Origin of the sequence: Brevibacterium sp., assembly GCF_031179145.1 — a bacterium.
Lineage (GTDB): Bacteria > Actinomycetota > Actinomycetes > Actinomycetales > Brevibacteriaceae > Brevibacterium.
In genome coordinates, this window is record NZ_JAPSIB010000015.1 from 18,416 (window position 1) to 39,146 (window position 20,731).

Genomic DNA, 20,731 nt, shown 5'->3' on the forward strand with positions numbered 1-20,731 from the left:
CTCGACTACGCTTGGACGCGTGATGGTTCAGGATTTGGGAGGGTATCGCCTCATCGAAGAGCTCGGTTCGGGCGGGATGGGTGTCGTGTACCTCGGTGTCGACGGCGGGAACAACCCCGTCGCCGTCAAAGTCCTGCATCCGCACATCGCCGGGGACGAGACCGCCCGGAAGCGCCTGGCCCGCGAGGTCCGGACGCTGCGCCGGATCCGCCATCCCCGCATCGCCGAGGTGCTCGATGCGGAGCTCGACGCCGATCAGCCCTTCATCATCACCGAGTTCGTCGACGGCCAGACCCTGTCCGACGACGTGCGGGAGAACGGCCCCTTCGCCGAGGACGAACTCGTGCACTTCGGCCACGCCCTCCTCGACGCGCTCAACGCCGTCCACGAATCCGGGGTCATCCACCGCGACCTCAAACCCGCCAACGTGATGATCATGGACGGCGAGCCGATGGTCATCGACTTCGGCATCGCCCAGGTCGCCGACGAAGTCCGCGTCACCGCCACCGGATTGGTCATGGGCACTCCCGGGTATCTGTCGCCGGAGATCGCGGACGGGAAGACCTCGAGCGAGAAGACCGACTGGTGGGGGTGGGCTGCGACGATGGCGTTCGCCGCCACTGGACGCAACCCCTATGGCTCGGGCCCCTTGGAAGCGGTGCTCGGCCGGGTCGCGATGGGCAAGTTCGACCTCGAGGGCGCGCCTCCGAATTTCGTCCCGCTGCTGCGGGCCTGCCTCGACCCGAAGCCGGAACGCCGGCCGAGCGGGCAGATGATCCTCGACGCACTCGTCGACATCGAATCCGGTCGACTGCCCCAGCTGGGTTCGGGATCCCTGGCGGCCGGAATCAACGGCCCGGCCCGGACGAACAGCGGCACCGCCGTCATGCCCGCCGTCCGAGGTGACGGCGGCGGCCATCCCGGACGCGCGGGCGCGGCAGGGGCCGCGGGCCTCGGCGCAGCGGGCCTCGGCGCGGCTGGGCTTGGGGCAGGTACCGCGGGCGGGTCCGGGGGAGCGGCTGCCGGTCCCGCAGCCGGAGCGGATCGAGCCGGTGGGATGTCGGGGCTCGGAGCCTTCGGCCACGGCTCGCTGCGCGGAGACTACCCGGATGCGGGGCCCGCACAGGGATATGCCGACGCTGATCCCCGACTGCGCCAGCAGGCGCAGTCGGGCTACTCCCAGCCTGGCCACCTTCAGCCCGGGCACCTTCAGCCCGGGCACTCGCAGCCCGGTCACCTCCAGCCCGGCTCGACGAACAGCCGGCCCACCGACTATCAGGGCGGGCACGGTCCTGGGTCGGGAGGGCAAGGAGGGTCGCAGGGACCCGGTGGTCAGGCGGGACCCGGTGGCCAGGCATGGCCCGGTTCCGGTTCGGGGCAGATGGTCAGGCCCGGCTCGGCACCGGGGCAGGCGCCAATGCAGCAGGGGTACATGCCCCAGAGCGGACATCCACAGCAGGGCCCGCACGGGTCGCCGCTCCAGGGCCCCCAGCAGCAGAGCCTCCAACAGCAGGGTCAGCAGCCCGTGCCTCAACCCGGACCCGAGTGGAGTCCGCAGAGCCGGACGCACGCGGGCGGCTGGGTGGTCTTCGGGCTCATCGTGCTGGCCGTCGTGCTCATGCCGCTGAGCCCCCTGGTGATCTGCGCGTTCTCCATCCTGTGGTCGATCTTCGCGAGGACCGCGACCCGCCTGGATCGCAAGGCGCAGAGGTACCGGTTCGAAGGCGGCGGAGGCCGGCTGCGTTCGGTCGCCTCGGTGCCGGGGGCGCTCCTGGCCTCGGTGGCCACCTCGGTGGCGTCGTTCATCCTGCCTGCGATCGCCGGCATCGCCACGCTCGTCCTCACTCGGCTCGACGTCGCCGGGATCGTCCCGGGAGGGCAGTCGGAGCAGTGGTCGGTGTGGGCCGCCGGCGCCGCCGCTGCCCTGGTGCTGTGGGTCGGTCCCGGTGCGGCGAGTCTGCGCTTCGGCTCCCGTCGGCTGGTCGCCGGGGCGACGCGGAATCAGCTGGGTCGTCTCATCGCCTTGGCGGTGATCACCCTGCTGATCCTGCTCGGAATCATGGTCATCCAGTCCGGCGCGGGAATGAACTGGTGGCCGTTGACAGTGAGCCCGTTCGACTATCTGCCGGGACCGGTGTAGTTGAAGTTTGAATTTCCCTGGGAGTCGGTCTCGGGCTCCTTTCGGTAAGGTGTGAGTCGTCGGGCTGCGCTCGTCGAATCGAATCGATTCCCTCTGGTCCGAGACCGGGCCTCAAAACCGATCGAACGTGAGGAACAATGGCGAAAGACAACTCCGCAGAGCAGAGGCGGAACAAGGCGCGTGAGAACGCGCGCCAGATTGCAGCAGCCCAGGCGAAGAAGGAGAAGACCGCGAAAGTCATTCTCTGGTCCGGCATCGCCGTCGTGGTGGTCGTGGTCGCCGCAGTCGTCGGAGTCCTCATCTTCCAGCAGTCGAAGCCGGGCCTGACCCCGGCGAACTTCGTGGCCGGCGGAGTCAGCATCGCCAAGGGCAACACCGTGGTGCAGCCGAAGTCCATGCCCGAAGGTGAGAAGTCGGATCTTCCCACCCCCACCGAGGCGGGGGCGAAGGAGAACGCTGCGACGGTGACCGTCTACCTCGACTTCCAGTGCCCCGGATGCAAGGCATTCGAGGAGGGGAACTCCGCGACGCTGATGAAGCTCGTCGAAGAGGGCACGGTCGTCCTCGAGTACAAGCCGATCGCGATCCTCGACCGGTTCTCCGGCGGCAACGAGTACTCGACCCGGTCGGCCAACTTCGCCGCCTGCGTCATCGACTCCCAGCCCGACGTCACAGCGGAGCTGATCCCCGCCCTGTTCGCCCAGCAGCCGGCGGAGGGCACGGAGGGACGGACCGACGAGGAGCTCCTCAAGGTGGCGAAGGACGTCGGCGTCGACACCTCCGCGCCCTTGAAGTCCGACCCGGAGCAGACCGTCGAGCAGTGCGTGACGGACCAGTCGTTCAAGAAGCACATCGAGACGACGACGCAGGAGGCTCTCGACTCCGGCGTGGAGGCCACCCCGTGGGTGCTCATCAACGGCAAGCACACCGAGAAGACCGGCGACCCGCAGTCGCTGACCGTGGAGATCCTCAAGGCCACGGGCGAGTTCAAGGGCTGATTCGCCGAGTCGGCGCCCAGAGTCGGCGCCCGAGTCGGCGCAGTGACGCTGGCGGACACGCAGCACTGACTCGGCAGCAGAGCAGCCAGAGCCGCACCTCGGTCCGGTCCCGGCAGGGGCCGGACCGTTTTGTGGCGGCTCGGGTGAATGAACTACTATCGAACAGTCGCTGACAGCAGCGCCTCCTTAGCTCAGTTGGTAGAGCACCGCTCTTGTAAAGCGAAGGTCGTCAGTTCGAGTCTGACAGGGGGCTCCATCGGGCCAGGCGCGAGGTTTCGCGCCTGGCCCTCGTCATGCGGTGAGTCCGGGAGCACAATGGGAAGCATGAACGCCGCTGAACTCCTCGTCGAATTCGCCTCTCGTCCCCTCGACGCCGCCCGGGCTCTTCCACGGCTGAGTCCGGAACAGCTCAACTCCCACCCCGCCGGCCATCCCAACTCCATCGCGTGGCTGCTGTGGCACAGCGGTCGCGAAGTCGACGTGCAGGTGGCCGAACTCACCGGCGGAGCGGGCGTCTGGGAACAGTACCGGGAGCGGTTCGGCCTCGGCGAAGTCGGTGAGTCACTCGGGTACGGGCACACCCGGGAACAGGCCGCCGCGGTCAGGGTCGAGGACCATCAGCTGCTCATCGACCACCTCGGCGCGGCTCTGACCTCTCTGCAGGACTGCGCCCGGGGACTGCCCGAGGAGGAACTCGACGAGGTCGTCGATGACAGCTGGGACCCGCCGGTCACCCGCGGCGTCCGGATGGCCTCCATCATCGACGACGCCATTGCCCACGTCGGTCAGGCGGCCTACGCCGCAGGTGCTCTGACGCGCATTTCGTGATCCCAATGCTCTGACCCGCAGTTCGTGAACCCAATGCTCCCACACGGGTCCTCACGGGCCGTGAGCGTTCTTCGACGGCAAGGGGTCCTGAGGGACTCCACATCGTGCCTCCAGTCAGCACCCAGGTTCGCGCAGTACGGTGAAAATCCCCATCCGGGGGAATGAAGTCAGACTTTTTCAGGAGGATGTTATGGGCCTGGGTGACAAGATCAGCAACAAGGCTGAAGAGGTTAAGGGCAAGGCCAAGGAAAAGGTCGGCGACGCCACCGACAATCCTGAGATGCACGCCGAGGGCAAGGGTGAGAAGTACCAGGCCGAGGCGAAGCAGGTCGGCGACAAGATGAAGGACGTCGGCCGCGACGCCAAGGATGATCTCGGTCGCTAGTCGATCCTCCACCGAAGAGCCCCCATCGCCCGATGGGGGCTCTTTCGTGTCCGCTCGCTCTAAGATGTGATTGCCAGCCACACCCGAGCCGGAGGCGACGACTGTGACAACCGCGGACACGGGCCGATTCCGGCTCACCCCCATGCGCCCACGCGATCCCGGAGAGCCTGCTCGATCAGCGAGCACGCTTGAGCTCTTCTTCGATCTGACCTTCGTCATCGCGGTGGCCATCGCCGCGTCCCACCTCCACCACGCGGTCTCCGAGGGACACATCGCCGAAGGCCTGGGAAACTACCTGATGGTGTTCTTCGCCATCTGGTGGGCGTGGATGAACTTCACCTGGTTCGCCACCTCCTTCGACAACGACGACTGGCTGTACCGGGTGATGACCATCGTCCAGATGGGCGGCGTTCTCATCCTGGCTGCGGGCATCGAGCCGGCCTTCGTCGAGGGTGACTTCGCGCTCCCGGTGCTCGGTTACGTCCTCATGCGCGTCGTCATGATCGCGCAGTGGCTGCGGGCTTCGCGGCATGCCGGCGGCGCCCGGAGGACGACCATCGTCTACGCCTGCGGGATCGGCGCGGTCCAGATCCTCTGGCTGGCCTGGCTGGCGGTGCCCGCCTCGCTGGCGCCGATCGGCTTCGTCCTCCTGGCCCTCGCCGAGATCTCGATCCCGCTCATCGCCGAAACGCGCGGAACGACTCCCTGGCACCCGCACCACATCACCGAGCGCTACGGCCTGTTCACGATCATCCTCCTCGGTGAAAGCCTGCTCGCCTCATCCAGTGCGATCTTCGAAGCCTTCGCAGACATCGAGGACGTTGTTCCGCTCATCTCGCTCGGGGTTCTGTGCCTCATCGTCACCGCGTCGATGTGGTGGATCTACTTCTGGCCGCCGCACCACCGCGCGATAACGGCGCTGCGCGGTTCCATCACCTACGGGTACGGTCATTACCTCATCTTCGCCGCCGCCGGGGCGTTCTCCGCCGGTGTCAGCGTCGAGGTCGACTCTCAGCTGGGCCACAGCTCCCTCGACCCGGTGCTCGCCACGTTCACAGTCTCGGTGCCCATCGCGATCTTCGTGCTCGGAGTGTGGCTCCTGGCGATCAAGGACAATGCCGACCGTGTCGTCAACACCGTCGTCCCGGTGTGTGCGGTGCTCGTGCTGCTCGACCCGATCATCCCGATCCCCACCTTCCTCACCACGCTCTTCATGATCGTCATCGTCGTCACCCTGGTGCTGCGCAGCCCCCAGGGCGCCGAGGCGGACGCAGGTCCGGCGGGAAAGCGGCGGGCCTGAACGCGGTCGTCCGGCGCCCGCCGTTCGCGTCCGGCGTCCGGCGCCCCGCGCCCCGCGCCCCGCGCCCCGCGCCCCGCGCCCCGCGTCCGGCGCCCACCGTTTGTGTGAGGTCTGAGGTCTGGTCCGTGTCAGTGCTGTGTGCGACGCTGGTCACATGAGAGATCACCAGTCATCACAGCACCCCGTCCGCCGGTTCCAGACGGTCGTCCCGCCCTACCTCCTCGACGCCATCGCCGAGCGCGGAGCGGAGAAGTTCCCACGCGCGGCCGCCGCGGCCAGAAGCTGCCGACCCAGCGACACCGAGCACCGGAACCTGCGCGCCGAAGGTCTCAAGGAGGCGCCTGCTCCGGGCGGGCCCTCGGCGGTGCGAGCCGAGGCTGCGGCGACCGAGGGCCTCACCCGCTGGGTCCACGACGCTCAGAACCGTGAGGAGCTCCCCGGGGTTCTCGTCCGCAGCGAAGGACAGGAGCCGGTCTGCGATGAAGCGGTCAACGAAGCCTACGACGGTTTGGGTGCCTCCTACCGGCTCTTCGCCGAGGTGTTCGGCCACAACTCCCTCGACGACAGGGGAATGCCGCTCAGCGCCACCGTCCACTACGGTCAGGACTACGACAACGCGTTCTTCGACGGACGTCAGATGGTCTTCGGCGACGGCGACGATCAGGTGTTCACTGGATTCACCGGGTCACTGAGCATCATCGGCCACGAGCTCAGTCACGGCGTCATCGCCCACACCGCGAACCTCGAATACCAGGGTCAGCCGGGAGCCCTCAACGAGCACTTCGCCGACGTCTTCGGCGCCCTGACGGAACAGTACGCGAACGGCCAGGACGCGCGGAGTGCGAACTGGCTGATCGGGGCGGGCATCTTCACCCGCGCCGTCAGCGGTGATGCGCTGCGCAACATGCTCGAACCCGGCACCGCCTACGACGACGACGTCCTCGGCAAGGATCCGCAGCCGGGACACATGGACCAGTACATCGACACCACCTCGGACAACGGCGGAGTGCACTTGAACTCCGGCATCCCCAACCGGGCGTTCGCCCTCGCCGCGACCACCCTGGGCGGCAAAGCCTGGGAGACCGTCGGCCAGGTGTGGTTCTCGGTTCTGACCGGTGACTCCATCACCACTCGCACCGACTTCGCGCAGTTCGCGCCGATGACCATCGCCGAGGCGGCTGTGCAGTTCGGTGAGGGCACCGACGTCCACGACGCCATCGTCCAGGGCTGGGAGGCTGTGGGCATCTCGAGTCCCGATTCGCGTCGGGGCAATCACGGGAGCAGCTGGTGAACACCGAGGGCAATCGCGAATTCGGGCATCTCATCGTCGAGCGCAGCGGGGGAATCGGCGGTTTCCAATTGGTTTGGGACCTCGACATCGACCACAGCGAGCATCGCGAGGAGATCGGCCCGCGGGTGGCACAGCTTCCGTGGAGCAGCGCAGAGGAATCCCAGAACGCACCGTCTGCGGCCGATCGTTACGTCTTCGCCATCGAGAGCCGGTTCGGCCAGGCGCGGTTCGGAGAGGGGGAGCTGAGCGGGGAGTGGAAGGAGATCGTCGACGAGGTGCGCGAGATCACCGAACCCGAGCGCCGCCGACCGGGATGAGCCCGCAGGGTCAGTGAGTCCGGTCGGCTCCGTCGGGGCGGGCTCTGCCTGGCGTGGCTCCGCCGGCAGGAGCCTCAGCGGCCGGAGTGCCCTCGGCAGAAGTGTCTTCGGCAGAAATGTCTTCGTCCGCAGTGCTGCGGACCGGGGTGAGCCTCGGCAGCTTCGGCTCCAGATTGTCCCCCGAGGACGCCCCGCGCAGCCGGCGCGAGACCCAGGGTGCGAAATGCTCCTTCGCCCACTTCGATTCCTCGGCCACGACGGCCTTGATCGCGCGGGTCGGTCGCGCCGGCATTGCGAATCCCTTCCCCGGCAGCGAGTGCCCGCTCTCGAGTGTGGCCAGCGCCTGTCGAGCCACGAGGTCATGGCCCTGCGAGGAGAGGTGGATGCGATCCTCGGCCCACATCTCCGCGGCGTACACCGGGCGCAGCCCCCACACATCGATCATGTGACAGCCGTGGCGCTGCGCGATCGTCCACAGGTGCGAGTTGTAGATGCCGACCCGCGGACGCATCGCCCGGATCAATGGGGAGCTGAACTCCGTGTCGAACCCCGTGCTCATCAGCACTTCGATGCCCTCACCGCGCAGGGCGATGACGGCGCGCTCGAACTGGTTGGCCAGATCGTCGATGTCGGCCTTAGGCCGCAGGCAGTCGTTGCCGCCGGCGCAGAGTGTGACCAGATCAGGGCCCAGTTCGAGCGCCACAGGCACCTGCTCGTCGATGATCTGCGCCAGCAGCCGGCCGCGGATCGCCAGATTGGCATACGTGAGCTCAGGGCTGCCGATCGGCGAGTCGACGAGCATCTCGGCCAGGCGGTCCGTCCAGCCCCGGAATCTGTCGGGGACACGTGGGTCGTGGTCCATCAGGCCTTCGCTGAACGAATCGCCGACAGCGACATATGAGCTGATGGTCTCAAGCATCCGCGGGTCCTTCTGTCTGGAATGATCTCCCTCCAAGCTACACGCGATCCCTGACGGTGTCCTCCCTCCCCGGATGGAGATCGACGCGCTCCCCGGACGAGTATCGGTGCCCTCATCGGATGGAGATCTGGCCCCTCTCCGAACCGGGGTCGAGGTCTTCGCCGGACGAGGAACGGCGGTGGCGTAGACTCGAAATCGACACGGCAGTCAGCGCCCCAGCGCTCAACTGCAGCGCCCCTCGCGCTGGTGAGCACCCGATGCACTAGGAGCACAATGTATCGTTCGGTTCCGGTCCCCGCAGCCGCAGACTTCGCCATCACCAACGCTCGGATCGTGCCCGTGGCCGATGCTGACGGGCAGCGCGCCGAGACCATCGAATCGGGAACGATCCTTGTCACCGACGGGACGATCTCCACCGTCGCCGACGGACAGCCGGACGACCTGCCCGAAGGCGCCGAGATCATCGACGCCGCCGGTCGCTGGGTCCTGCCCGGGTTCATCGAATCGCACGGTCACCTCGGCGTCCATGAAGATGGGGAGGGCTGGTCCGGCGACGACACCAACGAGATGACCAACCCGATCGGGGCGGGTCTGCGGGCTCTTGACGCGATCGACCCGGGCGACATCGGATTCAAGGACGCATTGCGCGGCGGTGTCACCTCGGCGCTGATCAAACCGGGATCGGGCAATCCGATCGGCGGTCGGACCGCGTTCGTCAAGACCTGGGGCCGGATCGTCGATGAGATGCTCGTGACCCAGGACCTGTCGGTGAAGTCGGCGCTGGGGGAGAACCCGAAGCGCGTCTACGGCGACAAGGGCGCCATCCCGTCGACCCGTATGGGGACCGTGAAGCTCATTCGCGACGCCTTCGTCGAGGCGCAGAACTACCGCGCCAAGCGCGGTCACGCCGAAGCCGAGGGCACGCCGTTCGAGCGCAACCTCGTCTTCGAGACGCTGGCCGACGTCCTCGACGGGAAGCTCGTCTGGGATCAGCACTGCCACCGCGCCGACGACATCGCCACGGCAATCCGGCTGGCGGAGGAGTTCGGCTACCGCCTCGTCATCAACCACGGCACCGAGGGCCACAAGATCGCGGACTTCATCGCCGCCAAGGGCATCGACGTCATCCTCGGCCCGCTGATGACCACGCGGTCGAAGGTGGAGCTGCGTGACCGTACCCTGGCCACCGCCGCGGCTCTGGCCGACGCGGGAGTGCGCATCGCACTGACCACCGACCACCCGGTGATCCCGATCAACTTCCTCGTCCATGAGGCTTCGTTGGCGGTGAAGGAGGGCCTCGATCCGGTGGTGGCGATCGAATCCCTGACGATCAACCCCGCCAAGATCTTCGGCCTCGACGACCGGCTGGGATCTCTGGCCCGGGGCAGGGATGCAGACCTCGTCATCTGGTCGGGCGACCCCTTGGACCTCGACTCCCGCGCGGAGCAGGTCTTCGTCTCCTGCCGCAAGGTCTACGAATTCGACGCCGAGACCGGCACCGCCGCCGTCGCGGACCCGTTCGGCCCGACACTCATCAGCGAGCCGTGACACAGGAGAACACCGAAGAGGCGACCACCGCCGAGGTTCCCCTCGAACGCTCGACCGCGCCGGCGCGCGGTGCCCGGCCGGGCCGGGCCTCCTCGGCGCAGAGGACATCCGCGTCCGGACGGGGGAGCGGGGGCGAGACGGGATCGCAGGCGCTGCGCGAACTCCTCGACCGGTCCCGGCACGAACTGGCGCGCAAGCCCGAGCCGCAGAGGTCGAAGTCGAAGGCTGATCAGAGGGGTGCCTCCCAGCGGGTGGCCCAGCGGGTGGCTCGGCGCACCGTGGGCAGACTCGTCTCGGGCACCGCGGTCAACACTCAGCCGATCCCGATCATCACGGCGCTCAAGGGCACCCCGTATCAGGCGCCGGTGCAGGCGAGCGAGCCGAGCGAGGAAGAGGCCCGGATGGTCCTCGACCTGGCAGCGGACATCGCCGCGATCATGATGCGCGCGGGCGCCGGCACCAGTGACATCGAGGTGTCCGTGATCGCCGCCTGTGCCGCCTGTGGCCTTGCCACCGCCGAGGTGGACCTGACGTCGAACACCCTCGTCGTCCACTATTCGACCTCCGACGGTCGGCTGCTGACGGTGATGCGAGTCAACCGAGGGGAGTCGACGCATTACGCGAAGCTGGCCTCCGTCCACAAACTCGTCTCCGACCTCGTCGATGGCACGCTCGGCTTCCACGAGGCCCGGAACCGCCTCGACGCCATCCGCTCACAGCGACGGCCCTACCAGGAGTGGTTCGTCACCGGCTCCTGGGGAATGCTGGTCGGCAGCGTCGTCATGCTCCTCGGCGGCGGGGCCATCGCGATCGGGCTGGGCATCGTCATGGCCCTGCTCGTGTTCCAGCTCGGGAAGTACATCGGTCGCACCAGCCTGCCCTCCTTCTTCATCATCGTGGTGCAGGCCGCGGCGGCGACCCTCATCGCCATGGCCGCGTGGAACTTCGGGCTCGTCGATGCCCCGCAGTACCTCGTGGCGGCCGGGATCGTCCTCCTCCTGCCCACGCAGGCGCTCTTCTCCGCCGTGCAGGACGCGCTGACGAACTTCCCCCTCACCGCGGCCGGGCGGATCATCGGTGTGTTCATGTCGTTCGCCGGCATCGTGTCCGGACTGGCGGTGGGACTCGTGTGCGGTCGCGCGCTCGGACTCGACCCGATCGAAGTCCTCGTCCCCCGCACCAGCGTCCACGTGGTGGCAGCCATCATCAGCATGGGTGCGGCGGCGGTCGTGGCGATGGCCGGCGCCGTCGGGATGCAGGCCACCCGTCGGTTCATCCTCCCTGCCGCCTTCGTTGGTCTGGCCTCGCACATCACGATGATGACTCTGACCCTGCTCGACGTCGACAACGTCCTGGCCAGTCTGCTCTCGGCCACCGTCGCGGGCTTCCTGTCCCGGCCGTTGGCGCTGCGCCTCGGCGCACCGGCGATCGTGCTCACGATCCCGGCGATCTACACACTGCTCCAGGGCCTGGCGATCTTCACCGCCGTCTATCAGATCGTCGCGGAGACGGACTCCACGTCGTTCGCCGTCGGTCTGTCCTCCCTCTTCACCGCGATCGTGGCCAACGCCGCGCTCGCCGTCGGCGCCGTGCTCGGCAACTACCTGGCCCGACCCCTGCAGCGGAAGAAGGCGAAGGCCGATCAGGCCGCCGAGGAGGCTCGCGGACCCGAATCCGCGCGCGGTCCCGATATGGTCCGCGGTTCGGAGTCATCCCCGATCGACCGCGGCTCCCTGTCCGGAGGCGCCACCTGAGACCTCGCGCAGGTCGGCGTCATCGAGCACGGCGGGCCGGTCACTGCAGATGGGCCGGTCACCGAGGCGCAGTCCCTGCAGATGGGCCGGTCACCGAGGCGCAGTCACTGCAGGCGCCAGTCGACGGGCGCCACGCCCTTCTGCTCGAGGAGCTCATTGGTCCGGGAGAACGGACGCGAACCGAAGAAGCCGCGGTGGGCGGACAGAGGGGAGGGGTGGGCTGATTCGATGATGGCGACCTCGGCCCGGCCGGAGCGCAGCTTCGGGGCGAGGCTCCTCGCATCGCGTCCCCAGAGGATCGCCACGAGTGGCTGGTCCCGGTCGACGAGGGCAGAGATGGCCCGCTCCGTGATGGCCTCCCACCCCTGTCCCCGGTGAGAGGCGGGTGCGCCCGGGCGCACGCTGAGGACTCGGTTGAGCAGCATCACCCCCTGCCGGGACCAGGGGCGCAGGTCGCCGTGGGCCGCCGGCTCGATCCCGAGGTCGGTCTGGAGCTCTCGGTAGATGTTCGCCAGCGACCGCGGAAGCGGGCGAACCTGGGGATCGACGGCGAAGGACAGGCCGATCGGGTGCCCGGGGGTCGGATAGGGATCCTGGCCGACGATGAGGACCTTCACCTCGGCGAGGGGCTCTGCGAAGGCGCGGAAGACGGAGTCGCCGTCCGGCAGGTAGGAATGGCCTGCGGCGATCTCCTGCCGGAGGAAGTCGCCCATCGAATGGATGTCTTCCTCCGCCACGGACAGTGCCTGAGCCCAGTCGGGGGACATGATCGTCGACAGGTCGGTGCGAGAAGTCATGACCGCGATTCTAACCATTGGATCGTGTCTCACCATGGGGCCTGGCGGAACCCGTGACGGCGACGGAGACCGCGGGCGGAGAGTTCGACCGCGGGGCCTGGCCTGATCGCTGGCCTGGCCCGATCGCTGGACGCGGGCTCCGCGCACGGAATGCAGAGGCACTGTGCGTGATCGCGCAGCCCCCGGGCGTTCTGCTCACCCGGGGGCAGAAGATATGCTCAGGGGAGGATTTTCACCGCCAGTACGTTGTCGAAAGGACCACAATGTCGCAATTCCCCCAGGCCGAGGACTGGAAGATGCTCATCGGCGGCGAATGGGTCGACGCCGCAGACGGCGCTCGCACCGACGTCATCACCCCGATCGATCGCAATGTCGTGATCGCCACCGTCCCCAACGGCAAGGAAGCCGACGCCGACCGCGCAGTCGCCGCCGCCCGTGCCGCCTTCCCCGCCTGGGCCGCACTCCCGTTCAAAGAGCGCCAGAAGATGCTCATCCGATGCGCCGACGCCCTCGACGCCGGTGCCGAGGAACTGGCCCAGCTGACGGCTCTCGACACCGGAAACGCGATCCGCACGCAGGCCCGGCCCGAGACGGTCATCCTCGCCGACCTGTTCCGCTACATGGGCGGCGTCGCCGGTGAGGTCAAGGGCAACACCCTGCCCGCCGGCGACGGCCAGCTCCAGTACACGAAGCGCGTGCCGCTGGGCGTCGTGGCAGGCATCCTGCCGTGGAACTCGCCCCTGATGATTGCCGCGTTCAAGACCCCGGCGGCGCTGGCCGCGGGCAACACGATGGTGCTCAAATGCGCCGAGGATGCGCCTCTGACGATCCTCAAGATGGCCGAGCTCATCTCCGATCTCCTGCCCGCCGGCGTCCTCAACGTCGTCACCGGAAAGGGCTCGGTCATCGGAGAGGCCCTCAACCAGCACCCCGGTGTGGACAAGGTCTCGTTCACCGGTTCGACGAACGTCGGCCGTCACGTCGCCGAGGTGGCAGGCGGACGTCTGGCCCATTCGTCGATGGAGCTCGGCGGCAAGAGCCCCAACATCATCTTCCCCGACTCCAACGATCAGGACACCCTCGAGCAGGTCCTGCTCTCGACGCGCTTCGCCCGACAGGGACAGTCCTGCACGATGGGATCGCGCCTGTTCCTCCATGAGGACATCTACGACGACTTCCTGTCGAAGCTCGTCGCCGAGGTGGCCAAGATGAAGGTCGGCGACCCGCGCGACGAATCCTCCGACATCGGCTGCATCATCAACCAGAAGCAGTACGACCAGGTCGCGTCCTACATCGAGATGGGCAAGTCGATGGAAGGCGTGGAGGTGGCCTATGACGGCTCCGACTCCCTCGAGGTCGGCGAACCCGGCTTCTACCATGCGCCCGTCATCTTCTCGAAGGCGCGCAACGACTGGCAGACGAGCCAGGAGGAGATCTTCGGACCCGTCCTGTCGGTCATTCCCTGGAAGGACGTCGATGACGTCGTCGAGATGGCCAACGACGTCGAGTTCGGCCTCGCCGCCTATGTGTTCACGAAGAACCTCGACGCCGCGCTGTCCCTGGCCAACCGGATCGAATCCGGCTGGATCCAGATCAATCAGGGTGGCGGGCAGATGGCCGGTCAGTCCTACGGCGGCATGAAGACCTCGGGCTTCGGCCGCGAGGCATCGCTGGAGGGCATGCTCGAGGGATTCACCCAGATCAAGCAGGTCAACATCCGCATCCGCTGAGCCGGAGCCGGAGTTCATGAGGGCAGGGGGATCTCGATCTTCCTGCCCTCAGTTCTCGGTCGTCCTGCCTTCGGGTGTGACCGGCACGCCATCCGCCCGGAATGACAGTACTGTCATTTCGGCGATAATATGAGAGCAAAGTTTTCTCCGAAGGAGCACACCCTCTATGCCGAGCAGCGACGACACCCCTGAACTGAGTGAACTCGAGGTGTCCGTTTTGGAGTTCGAGCGGCGGTGGTGGAAGTATGGTGGCGCCAAGGATCACGCGATCCGAGAGCGCTTCGACATGTCCGCGACCAGCTACTTCCAGATCTTGAATTCCCTGCTCGACAATCCTGCAGCACTGGCCAGTGATCCCATGCTGGTGAAGCGGCTTCGTCGAATCCGCTCCGCACGTCAAAGTGAACGTGCACAAGCCCGCGTCTCGAGGTGAGCATGAACGACGAATTCGACGACGTCCAGCCCGGACGCCGGAGCGGTGCGCACCGTCAGGAGGCTGCAGCCAAATCCAATGTGGGAGCGATCGCGCTGGTCATCGTGCTCGCGCTGGTGGCAGTGCTGCTCGTGGTCGCAGCCATCAACATCATCACCTCGTCGATGCGCGACCCCGAGGCCGACGTCGCCGAACCCGCGCCGACCACCTCCGCCGAGGCCACCCCGTCACCGACCGAGAGCGAAGTCAGCGTCGTCGACGCGTCCCTGAAGGTCGATGTCCTCAATGCCTCCGGCGTCTCCGGCGCGGCCTCGAAGTTCTCGAAGGCAGTCGAGAAGAAGGGCTGGGAGATCGGCACCGTCGGCAACCATTCGACGGACCGCACCGATTCCGTGGTCTACTACCAGGACAAGTCGAACGCCGCCCAGGCGCAGCTGGTCGCCGATTCCCTCGGCATCGAGACGACTGAGCAGTCGAACGAGTTCTCCTCCGACCTCTCCGTCGTCATCTGCTCGGACATCGCCCGCCGCGGCCCGGAACCCGCCGCAGGAGCGCCGAGCGAAGGCGCCTCGAACGAGAGCGGAGCCGAGGGCGGTCAGGCCGGCCTCGGCGGATGAATCGCGCCGAAAAGTAACGAATCGATAACAGTACGGGAGCGCGGAACGGCGATAACCGTGCTGCGGTAGAGTGGCATCAGCTAGGCAAGCACTTCCACCTTGAGTTCTGTTCGTGCTTCTCCGAGGTCATTCTCCAGAGGTAATAGAGAGACATCGCGGGGTTGAGTTTTACTAGCTTCCGTCCCTGCCGTCGCGACTCGCTCCGATGGTCGAAGGCGGAATGGAATTGACACTGCATTGTATGGAGAAGTAATGGCACAGGGTACCGTCAAGTGGTTCAACGCTGAAAAGGGATATGGCTTCATCACCCTCGAAGGCGACAACCAGGACGTGTTCGTCCACTGGAGCGCAATCCAGATGGACGGCTACCGAGCTCTCGAAGAGGGCCAGCAGGTTGAGTTCGAAGTCGGAGAAGGGCAGAAGGGTCCACAGGCGGAATCCGTCACCCTCCTCTGAGACTCGAGAGCTCGCTCTCCGAGCTCGAGAACTGAAGAACTTCTGAACCGCTTCGGCGGGAGTCGGCTCCGGCCGCCTCCCGCCGAAGCGCTGTGGAGCGCCGGGCAGCCATGCCCGGCGCTCCTCGTGTGTTCAGCGGGAGACGGTGCTCCGCTGCCCGGGGCCGCGACCGGTGAGGAGTGCTAGGGGTGCCGTTGCGGCGGTGACCACGGCCGCTACGAGCAGCGAGATGGTGTAGCCCAGGGGCGGCTGAAACAGCGCAATGGTGGCGAAGACCGCGATTCCACCGCCGGTGCCCAGCGCGACGAACACCTCCTGGATCGCGCCCACCTGTCCCGCGCGGCTGCGCGGCGCGGCCTCGAACAGGGCCGTGGTCGACAGAGCTCCGATGAATCCCAATCCGAACCCGATGACGAAGAGCGGTGCGACACCGAACTCGGGGGACAGTCCCAGCCATGCCAGACCGGCAGCCTGGGCGAGCAGTGCCCCGCAGATGGTCCGCGGCTTGCCGAGTCGAGCGGCAACCACAGGAGCCACCAGTCCGCCGAGGATCGTCGCCACGGCGTGTGGAGTCAGTGCAAGGCCGGCCGCTATCGGAGTCCGGCCGAAATGGTCCTGCAGGTGGATGCTGAGAAGATAGACACAGGCCATCGAGGTGGCGGAGGCAACGAGGATCTGCAGGCCCGCAGAAGAGAACGGGGCGCGGGCGAACAGATCGACGGCGACGAGCGGATCCCGCAGGCGTCGCTGTCGGAGGACGAAGAAGGCCAGGACCAGCCCTCCCCCGAGCAGCCAGAAGGGGCTCTCGGCCCACGACACCGACATTCGTTTGATTCCATAGACGATTGCTCCGATTGCCAGGCCGGAGCTGATCACGCTGAGCACATCGAGCGAGCGCGATCCCGGAGACGAGGTCTCGGCCAGGCAGATGGGGGTGAGGACAGTGGCGCTCAACGCCAGGGGCAGGCTGGCCAGGAAGACAGCCTGCCAATCCCAGCGCTCGGTCAGAATGCCGCCGAGCACGGGACCGAGGGAACTGCCCAGGCCGTACACTGCCACCCACAGGCCGTTGGCGAGGACCAGGTTCCGACCTGTGAACAGAGTTCCGATCGTTCCGACCACGCCGGCGATCATGAGCGCGCTCGATGCCCCCATGAGCACCCGCGCGATGATGAGGAACAGTGGGAACGCACTTGCTGCCGCCAGCCCTGCCGACAGTGCGTAACCGAGGGTGCCTGCGATCAGGATGCGTCGGCGGCCGAAGCGATCGCCGAGGCGCGCGGCCACCACGATCGTGACCGCGGTGGTCAGGGGATAGGCGTCAACGACCCAGGCCCGGACGGAATCCGCCAGGTCGAGATCGAGTGCGATCCGAGGCAGAGCTGTGTTGATCATGCTCACTCCGAGCGCGCCGGCGAGGATCGCCGTCAGCAGCGGCAGCATCGTCGGCCACAGGCCGCCCTGTTGGTCACCGGCGGAGTCTCGGGAGATCACACTCTCAGCATCGGTCTCGGCCGGTTCTCCGCGCAAATGCGGGCGCTGGTTTCGTGACCGGCAGAGCTCCGCCGACGGTGCGGAACCGGGGACCCCGAGGTGGCCCATATTTGCACTCTCAAGGGGAGAGTGCTAAATCTAGTAGTGGTGAAAGCCAAGGGACCCACCAATCGTTTCGAGGGCGTGGTCCGCGTGTGGAATGGAACATGCGGGTGCACTCTCTGCCGTCGCGGGCGTTGACGATTGCTCTGAATCCCACTCCACTCCATCAGGGAGGATCTAAGCCACTATGGCAAAGATGATTGCATTCGACGAAGAAGCTCGTCGGGGACTTGAAGCAGGTCTCAACCAGCTTGCGGACGCGGTCAAGGTAACCCTTGGACCCCGCGGACGCAATGTCGTGCTCGAAAAGCAGTGGGGAGCACCGACCATCACCAACGATGGCGTCTCCATTGCCAAGGAGATCGAACTCGAGGAACCCTACGAGAAGATCGGCGCTGAACTCGTCAAGGAAGTCGCCAAGAAGACTGACGACGTCGCAGGCGACGGCACCACGACTGCAACTGTTCTGGCTCAGGCCCTCGTGCGCGAAGGTCTGCGCAACGTTGCCGCCGGTGCCGATCCGCTCAGCCTCAAGCGTGGCATCGATAAGGCTGTCGAAGCCGTCACCGATGTCCTGCTGAAGAACGCCATCGACATCGAGACCAAGGAACAGATCGCCGCCACCGCCGGTATCTCCGCTGGAGACCCTGCCATCGGTGAGCTGATCGCCGAGGCCATCGACAAGGTCGGCAAGGAAGGCGTCGTCACCGTTGAGGAGTCCAACACCTTCGGACTCGAGCTCGAACTGACCGAAGGCATGCGCTTCGACAAGGGCTACATCTCCGGTTACTTCGTCACCGACACCGAGCGTCAGGAAGCTGTCCTTGAGGATCCCTACATCCTCATCGTCAACTCCAAGATCTCGAACGTGAAGGACCTGCTGCCCGTCCTCGAGAAGGTCCAGCAGTCGAACAAGCCGCTGTTCATCATCGCCGAAGACGTCGAGGGCGAAGCCCTGGCCGTCCTGGTGCTGAACAAGATCCGCGGAACCTTCAAGTCCGTTGCCGTCAAGGCTCCCGGATTCGGTGACCGCCGCAAGGCGCAGCTGGCCGACATCGCCATCCTCACCGGTGGCCAGGTCGTGTCCGAGGAAGTCGGGCTCAAGCTCGACAACGTCACCGTCGACCTGCTGGGCACCGCCCGCAAGGTTGTCATCACCAAGGACGAGACAACCATCGTCGAAGGTGCAGGGGACGCCGAGGAGATCGCCGGTCGCGTCGCGCAGATCCGTGCCGAGATCGAGAACTCGGACTCCGACTACGACCGCGAGAAGCTGCAGGAGCGCCTGGCCAAGCTGGCAGGTGGCGTTGCAGTCATCAAGGCCGGAGCCGCGACCGAGGTCGAGCTCAAGGAGACCAAGCACCGCATCGAAGATGCAGTGCGCAACGCGAAGGCTGCCGTCGAAGAGGGCATCGTCGCGGGTGGCGGTGTCGCTCTGATCCAGGCCGGCAAGGACGCATTCGCCGACCTGCAGCTCGAGGGCGACGAGGCAACCGGTGCCAACATCGTCAAGGTCGCCATCGAGGCCCCGCTCAAGCAGATCGCCACGAACGCCGGTCTCGAAGCCGGTGTGGTCGCCAACAAGGTCGCACACCTCGATCGCGGGTACGGCCTCAACGCCGCCACCGGCGAATACGAGGACCTGCTGGCCGCCGGCATCAACGACCCGGTCAAGGTGACCCGTTCCGCTCTGCAGAACGCCGCCTCGATCGCCGGTCTGTTCCTGACCACCGAATCGGTCGTCGCCGACAAGCCTGAGAAGGCTCCTGCCGGTGCCGACGCAGGTGCGGCGGGCATGGACGGAATGGGCGGCATGGGCTTCTGACCCAGCCGTGCCGAGCGGCTTCGGCCGCTGACATGCTCTACCGAAGGGCGAGGGGATCCGATCCCCTCGCCCTTCGGCGTTCAATCGTCCCGCGCTCGTCTGCGCCGCGATCGCGCTTCGCGTCGTCGACGGCGGATCTCGTCCTTGCTGCGCGGGCGGTGTCCGGAGGCGAAGAGATGCGGCTGTGACGGCAACCCGTGGAGTCCCGGATGCGGGCCGATGCCGATGTCCTCGTCGGCTTCCGGGCGCGAACCGGTTCTGCTTCGCTCCTCCAAGCTCCGTGACGCTTCGGCATCGCCGAGGTGCGCCCGTGCTCGCTGGGTCAGTTCCTTCTTCCTGTTGCTGATGATCCTGTCCTTGCCGGTGACGTGGGAGAGCGCGCCGAACAGCACCGGCACGATCACGAAGATCGGCCAGAAGAATATGAGGCTGCCCGCCGCGATCGATGTCGCGGCCCAGATGGCGACGGTGATCCCCACCGGTCCGGCGATCATGCCGAAGAGCGCTTGTCTGACCCTGTTCCGGTAGTACTTCTCGGCCGCAGCAGCGATCTGCTCGGGAGTGATCGGCACCCGTTCGTCCTCGAGGCGAGCGAGAGCCTGCGCCCGCGCCTTGTCGTCCATCGCTGCCGGTTCGAGCTCGCCCGCCTCGACGACGAGATCCTCGACGAGCGCGGGAACCTCACCGAGGGTCTTCACCCGCTCGGCGGCATCGAATCGCTCGTCGAATTCGTCCGCACTGATCTGCCCCAGGGCGTAGGCCTCGGAGAGCGCCTCGGCGACCACGGCGCGGTCCGCGTCCGAGGCGCGAACCGCGCCGTGGATTCGCGGATCGGCACTGAACCGCGACCAGATTGACTCCTTCATGTCCTCCACTGTAGCCGCGCTGTTCGGCAGGGAAGCCGCGGATTTCCCCTCGATTAGACTCGAAGCGTGGAACCCGTCGTCCTGCTCATCCTCTTCGCCGTCTTCCTCGGGGCGCTGTCGCAGCGGGTCACGGGAATGGGCTTCGCCCTCGTCTGCGGACCGTTCCTCGTACTTCTCCTCGATCCGTTCTCCGGCGTCGTTCTCGTCAATCTCTGCGGGATCCTCGCCAGCTCCGTCGTCTTCGCCCGCACCTGGCGTGAGGTCGAATGGCCCTCGTTCTGGCAGCTGGCCCTCGGCGCGATCCTCGGAGCGGTTCCCGGAGCTCTGCTGGCAGCGTCCCTGCCGGTACCTCCGCTGCAGATCCTCATCGGATCCCTCATCGTCGTGTCCATCATCTCCTCCCTGATCATCGGCCATATCGGTCACACTCTCCCCGCGCGGCCCGCGGCCAAACTCACGGCCGGGCTGCTCTCCGGTGCGATGTCCGCCTCGGCGGGCACCGGCGGCCCGGCGATCAGCGCCTACGCAGTCCTGACGAAGTGGGAGCATCGAGCCTTCGCCGCCACCCTGCAGCCGTTCCTCATCGTCGGGGCCGGCTTCGCCGTCGTGCTCAAGCTCTCGATGGACGATAACGCGTGGCCGGAGCTGGATGCGGGCACATGGGTGGCGATCGTGCTCGTCCTCGCCGCGGGGCTGAGCCTCGGTGAATGGCTGTCGAAGCGGCTCCCGGTGTCGGCCGCCCGTGTCACGATGATCGTCCTCGCTCTCGGCGGGGGAGTGGCGACCTTGATCAAAGGGTTCGTGCACGTGGTCTGAGTGCCACCGACGGCGCTGCCGGCGACCCGAGCGCGGAGTCGGAGCCGAACCTGTGCTCCCGCCGTGATCCAGGCCATGACAACCGGGAATGCTGAGCGGACATGGTGGTTCGGCT

The 20,731-nt window shown here is 66.7% G+C and carries 19 protein-coding genes and 1 tRNA gene; 16 read left to right on the forward strand and 4 right to left on the reverse strand.

The genetic code is table 11. The features are described 5' to 3' along the window. Positions 1 to 22: 22 nt before the first annotated feature. From RIT73_RS11650 to RIT73_RS11685, 8 genes are all read left to right on the forward strand, one after another. Entirely contained in the window at positions 23 to 2,140 is a 2,118-nt protein-coding gene (locus RIT73_RS11650; RefSeq protein ID WP_309132334.1) for a protein kinase, read from the forward strand. A 137-nt stretch (positions 2,141 to 2,277) separates the two neighbouring features. Then, entirely contained in the window at positions 2,278 to 3,138 is an 861-nt protein-coding gene (locus tag RIT73_RS11655; RefSeq protein WP_309132248.1) for a thioredoxin domain-containing protein, read from the forward strand. Between the two features lie 180 nt (positions 3,139 to 3,318). Next, a tRNA-Thr gene (locus tag RIT73_RS11660) sits at positions 3,319 to 3,394 on the forward strand. Between the two features lie 68 nt (positions 3,395 to 3,462). Next, positions 3,463 to 3,966, forward strand: a complete 504-nt coding sequence (locus tag RIT73_RS11665; RefSeq protein WP_309132249.1) for a DinB family protein — start codon at positions 3,463 to 3,465, stop codon at positions 3,964 to 3,966. Between the two features lie 190 nt (positions 3,967 to 4,156). After that, complete coding sequence (locus tag RIT73_RS11670; protein ID WP_309132250.1) at positions 4,157 to 4,351, forward strand: CsbD family protein; 195 nt, start codon at positions 4,157 to 4,159, stop codon at positions 4,349 to 4,351. Positions 4,352 to 4,421: 70 nt separating this feature from the next. Next, positions 4,422 to 5,651, forward strand: coding sequence for a low temperature requirement protein A (locus RIT73_RS11675; RefSeq protein WP_309132251.1), 1,230 nt, complete (start codon positions 4,422 to 4,424; stop codon positions 5,649 to 5,651). Between the two features lie 154 nt (positions 5,652 to 5,805). Next, on the forward strand, positions 5,806 to 6,942 hold the full coding sequence (locus RIT73_RS11680; RefSeq protein ID WP_309132252.1) for a M4 family metallopeptidase: 1,137 nt from the start codon (positions 5,806 to 5,808) through the stop codon (positions 6,940 to 6,942). Then, positions 6,939 to 7,259, forward strand: coding sequence for a hypothetical protein (locus tag RIT73_RS11685; RefSeq protein ID WP_309132253.1), 321 nt, complete (start codon positions 6,939 to 6,941; stop codon positions 7,257 to 7,259). The genes RIT73_RS11680 and RIT73_RS11685 overlap by 4 nt, the downstream gene beginning before the upstream one ends. Positions 7,260 to 7,269: 10 nt before the next feature. On the opposite strand, the gene RIT73_RS11690 is transcribed toward RIT73_RS11685, so the two are convergent. Beyond that, positions 7,270 to 8,178 carry an SGNH/GDSL hydrolase family protein gene (locus RIT73_RS11690; RefSeq protein ID WP_309132254.1) on the reverse strand — a complete coding sequence of 303 codons (909 nt, stop codon included), beginning with the start codon at positions 8,176 to 8,178 and terminating at the stop codon, positions 7,270 to 7,272. Positions 8,179 to 8,451: 273 nt separating this feature from the next. Between RIT73_RS11690 and RIT73_RS11695 the strand changes: the two genes are divergently transcribed. Together RIT73_RS11695 and RIT73_RS11700 are read left to right on the forward strand one after the other, a co-directional pair. Then, complete coding sequence (locus tag RIT73_RS11695) at positions 8,452 to 9,726, forward strand: amidohydrolase family protein (RefSeq protein ID WP_309132255.1); 1,275 nt, start codon at positions 8,452 to 8,454, stop codon at positions 9,724 to 9,726. Continuing rightward, positions 9,723 to 11,480, forward strand: a complete 1,758-nt coding sequence (locus tag RIT73_RS11700; protein ID WP_309132256.1) for a threonine/serine exporter family protein — start codon at positions 9,723 to 9,725, stop codon at positions 11,478 to 11,480. Before RIT73_RS11695 ends, RIT73_RS11700 begins: the two co-directional genes overlap by 4 nt. Positions 11,481 to 11,584: 104 nt before the next feature. Here RIT73_RS11700 and RIT73_RS11705 read toward each other — a convergent pair whose 3' ends face one another. Continuing rightward, the gene (locus tag RIT73_RS11705) at positions 11,585 to 12,277 is read right to left on the reverse strand and encodes a uracil-DNA glycosylase (RefSeq protein ID WP_309132257.1); all 693 of its coding nucleotides are present in this window, start codon (positions 12,275 to 12,277) and stop codon (positions 11,585 to 11,587) included. Positions 12,278 to 12,540: 263 nt separating this feature from the next. Between RIT73_RS11705 and RIT73_RS11710 the strand changes: the two genes are divergently transcribed. The 4 genes from RIT73_RS11710 to RIT73_RS11725 all read left to right on the forward strand — a co-directional run bounded on the left by RIT73_RS11710 (position 12,541) and on the right by RIT73_RS11725 (position 15,513). Next, positions 12,541 to 14,007, forward strand: coding sequence for an aldehyde dehydrogenase family protein (locus RIT73_RS11710; protein WP_309132258.1), 1,467 nt, complete (start codon positions 12,541 to 12,543; stop codon positions 14,005 to 14,007). 166 nt (positions 14,008 to 14,173) lie between these two features. Continuing rightward, positions 14,174 to 14,440 carry a DUF3263 domain-containing protein gene (locus RIT73_RS11715; RefSeq protein ID WP_309132259.1) on the forward strand — a complete coding sequence of 89 codons (267 nt, stop codon included), beginning with the start codon at positions 14,174 to 14,176 and terminating at the stop codon, positions 14,438 to 14,440. Between the two features lie 2 nt (positions 14,441 to 14,442). Then, positions 14,443 to 15,057, forward strand: coding sequence for a LytR C-terminal domain-containing protein (locus RIT73_RS11720; protein ID WP_309132260.1), 615 nt, complete (start codon positions 14,443 to 14,445; stop codon positions 15,055 to 15,057). 252 nt (positions 15,058 to 15,309) lie between these two features. Then, the gene (locus RIT73_RS11725; protein ID WP_235346758.1) at positions 15,310 to 15,513 is read left to right on the forward strand and encodes a cold-shock protein; all 204 of its coding nucleotides are present in this window, start codon (positions 15,310 to 15,312) and stop codon (positions 15,511 to 15,513) included. A 132-nt stretch (positions 15,514 to 15,645) separates the two neighbouring features. On the opposite strand, the gene RIT73_RS11730 is transcribed toward RIT73_RS11725, so the two are convergent. Further along, positions 15,646 to 17,007: an MFS transporter gene (locus RIT73_RS11730; RefSeq protein WP_309132261.1), complete on the reverse strand. Its 1,362-nt coding sequence runs from the start codon at positions 17,005 to 17,007 to the stop codon at positions 15,646 to 15,648. A gap of 289 nt (positions 17,008 to 17,296) precedes the next feature. On the opposite strand from RIT73_RS11730, the gene groL reads away from it, so the two are divergent. Beyond that, positions 17,297 to 18,934 carry a chaperonin GroEL gene (gene groL, locus RIT73_RS11735; RefSeq protein ID WP_309132262.1) on the forward strand — a complete coding sequence of 546 codons (1,638 nt, stop codon included), beginning with the start codon at positions 17,297 to 17,299 and terminating at the stop codon, positions 18,932 to 18,934. 80 nt (positions 18,935 to 19,014) lie between these two features. Here the strand turns inward: groL and RIT73_RS11740 are convergent, their stop codons facing one another. Next, complete coding sequence (locus RIT73_RS11740; protein WP_309132263.1) at positions 19,015 to 19,800, reverse strand: DUF1707 domain-containing protein; 786 nt, start codon at positions 19,798 to 19,800, stop codon at positions 19,015 to 19,017. A gap of 66 nt (positions 19,801 to 19,866) precedes the next feature. On the opposite strand from RIT73_RS11740, the gene RIT73_RS11745 reads away from it, so the two are divergent. Further along, positions 19,867 to 20,616: a sulfite exporter TauE/SafE family protein gene (locus tag RIT73_RS11745; protein ID WP_309132264.1), complete on the forward strand. Its 750-nt coding sequence runs from the start codon at positions 19,867 to 19,869 to the stop codon at positions 20,614 to 20,616. Positions 20,617 to 20,731 lie beyond the last annotated feature (115 nt).

Bases quoted from the DNA above. Each gene is read 5' to 3' on its own strand.
- RIT73_RS11650 (WP_309132334.1), top strand. From the start codon at position 23: ATGGTTCAGGATTTGGGAGGGTATCGCCTCATCGAAGAGCTCGGTTCG.
- RIT73_RS11655 (WP_309132248.1), top strand. From the start codon at position 2,278: ATGGCGAAAGACAACTCCGCAGAGCAGAGGCGGAACAAGGCGCGTGAG.
- RIT73_RS11665 (WP_309132249.1), top strand. From the start codon at position 3,463: ATGAACGCCGCTGAACTCCTCGTCGAATTCGCCTCTCGTCCCCTCGAC.
- RIT73_RS11670 (WP_309132250.1), top strand. From the start codon at position 4,157: ATGGGCCTGGGTGACAAGATCAGCAACAAGGCTGAAGAGGTTAAGGGC.
- RIT73_RS11680 (WP_309132252.1), top strand. From the start codon at position 5,806: ATGAGAGATCACCAGTCATCACAGCACCCCGTCCGCCGGTTCCAGACG.
- RIT73_RS11690 (WP_309132254.1), bottom strand. From the start codon at position 8,178: ATGCTTGAGACCATCAGCTCATATGTCGCTGTCGGCGATTCGTTCAGC.
- RIT73_RS11695 (WP_309132255.1), top strand. From the start codon at position 8,452: ATGTATCGTTCGGTTCCGGTCCCCGCAGCCGCAGACTTCGCCATCACC.
- RIT73_RS11705 (WP_309132257.1), bottom strand. From the start codon at position 12,277: ATGACTTCTCGCACCGACCTGTCGACGATCATGTCCCCCGACTGGGCT.
- RIT73_RS11710 (WP_309132258.1), top strand. From the start codon at position 12,541: ATGTCGCAATTCCCCCAGGCCGAGGACTGGAAGATGCTCATCGGCGGC.
- RIT73_RS11715 (WP_309132259.1), top strand. From the start codon at position 14,174: ATGCCGAGCAGCGACGACACCCCTGAACTGAGTGAACTCGAGGTGTCC.
- RIT73_RS11720 (WP_309132260.1), top strand. From the start codon at position 14,443: ATGAACGACGAATTCGACGACGTCCAGCCCGGACGCCGGAGCGGTGCG.
- RIT73_RS11725 (WP_235346758.1), top strand. From the start codon at position 15,310: ATGGCACAGGGTACCGTCAAGTGGTTCAACGCTGAAAAGGGATATGGC.
- groL (WP_309132262.1), top strand. From the start codon at position 17,297: ATGGCAAAGATGATTGCATTCGACGAAGAAGCTCGTCGGGGACTTGAA.
- RIT73_RS11740 (WP_309132263.1), bottom strand. From the start codon at position 19,800: ATGAAGGAGTCAATCTGGTCGCGGTTCAGTGCCGATCCGCGAATCCAC.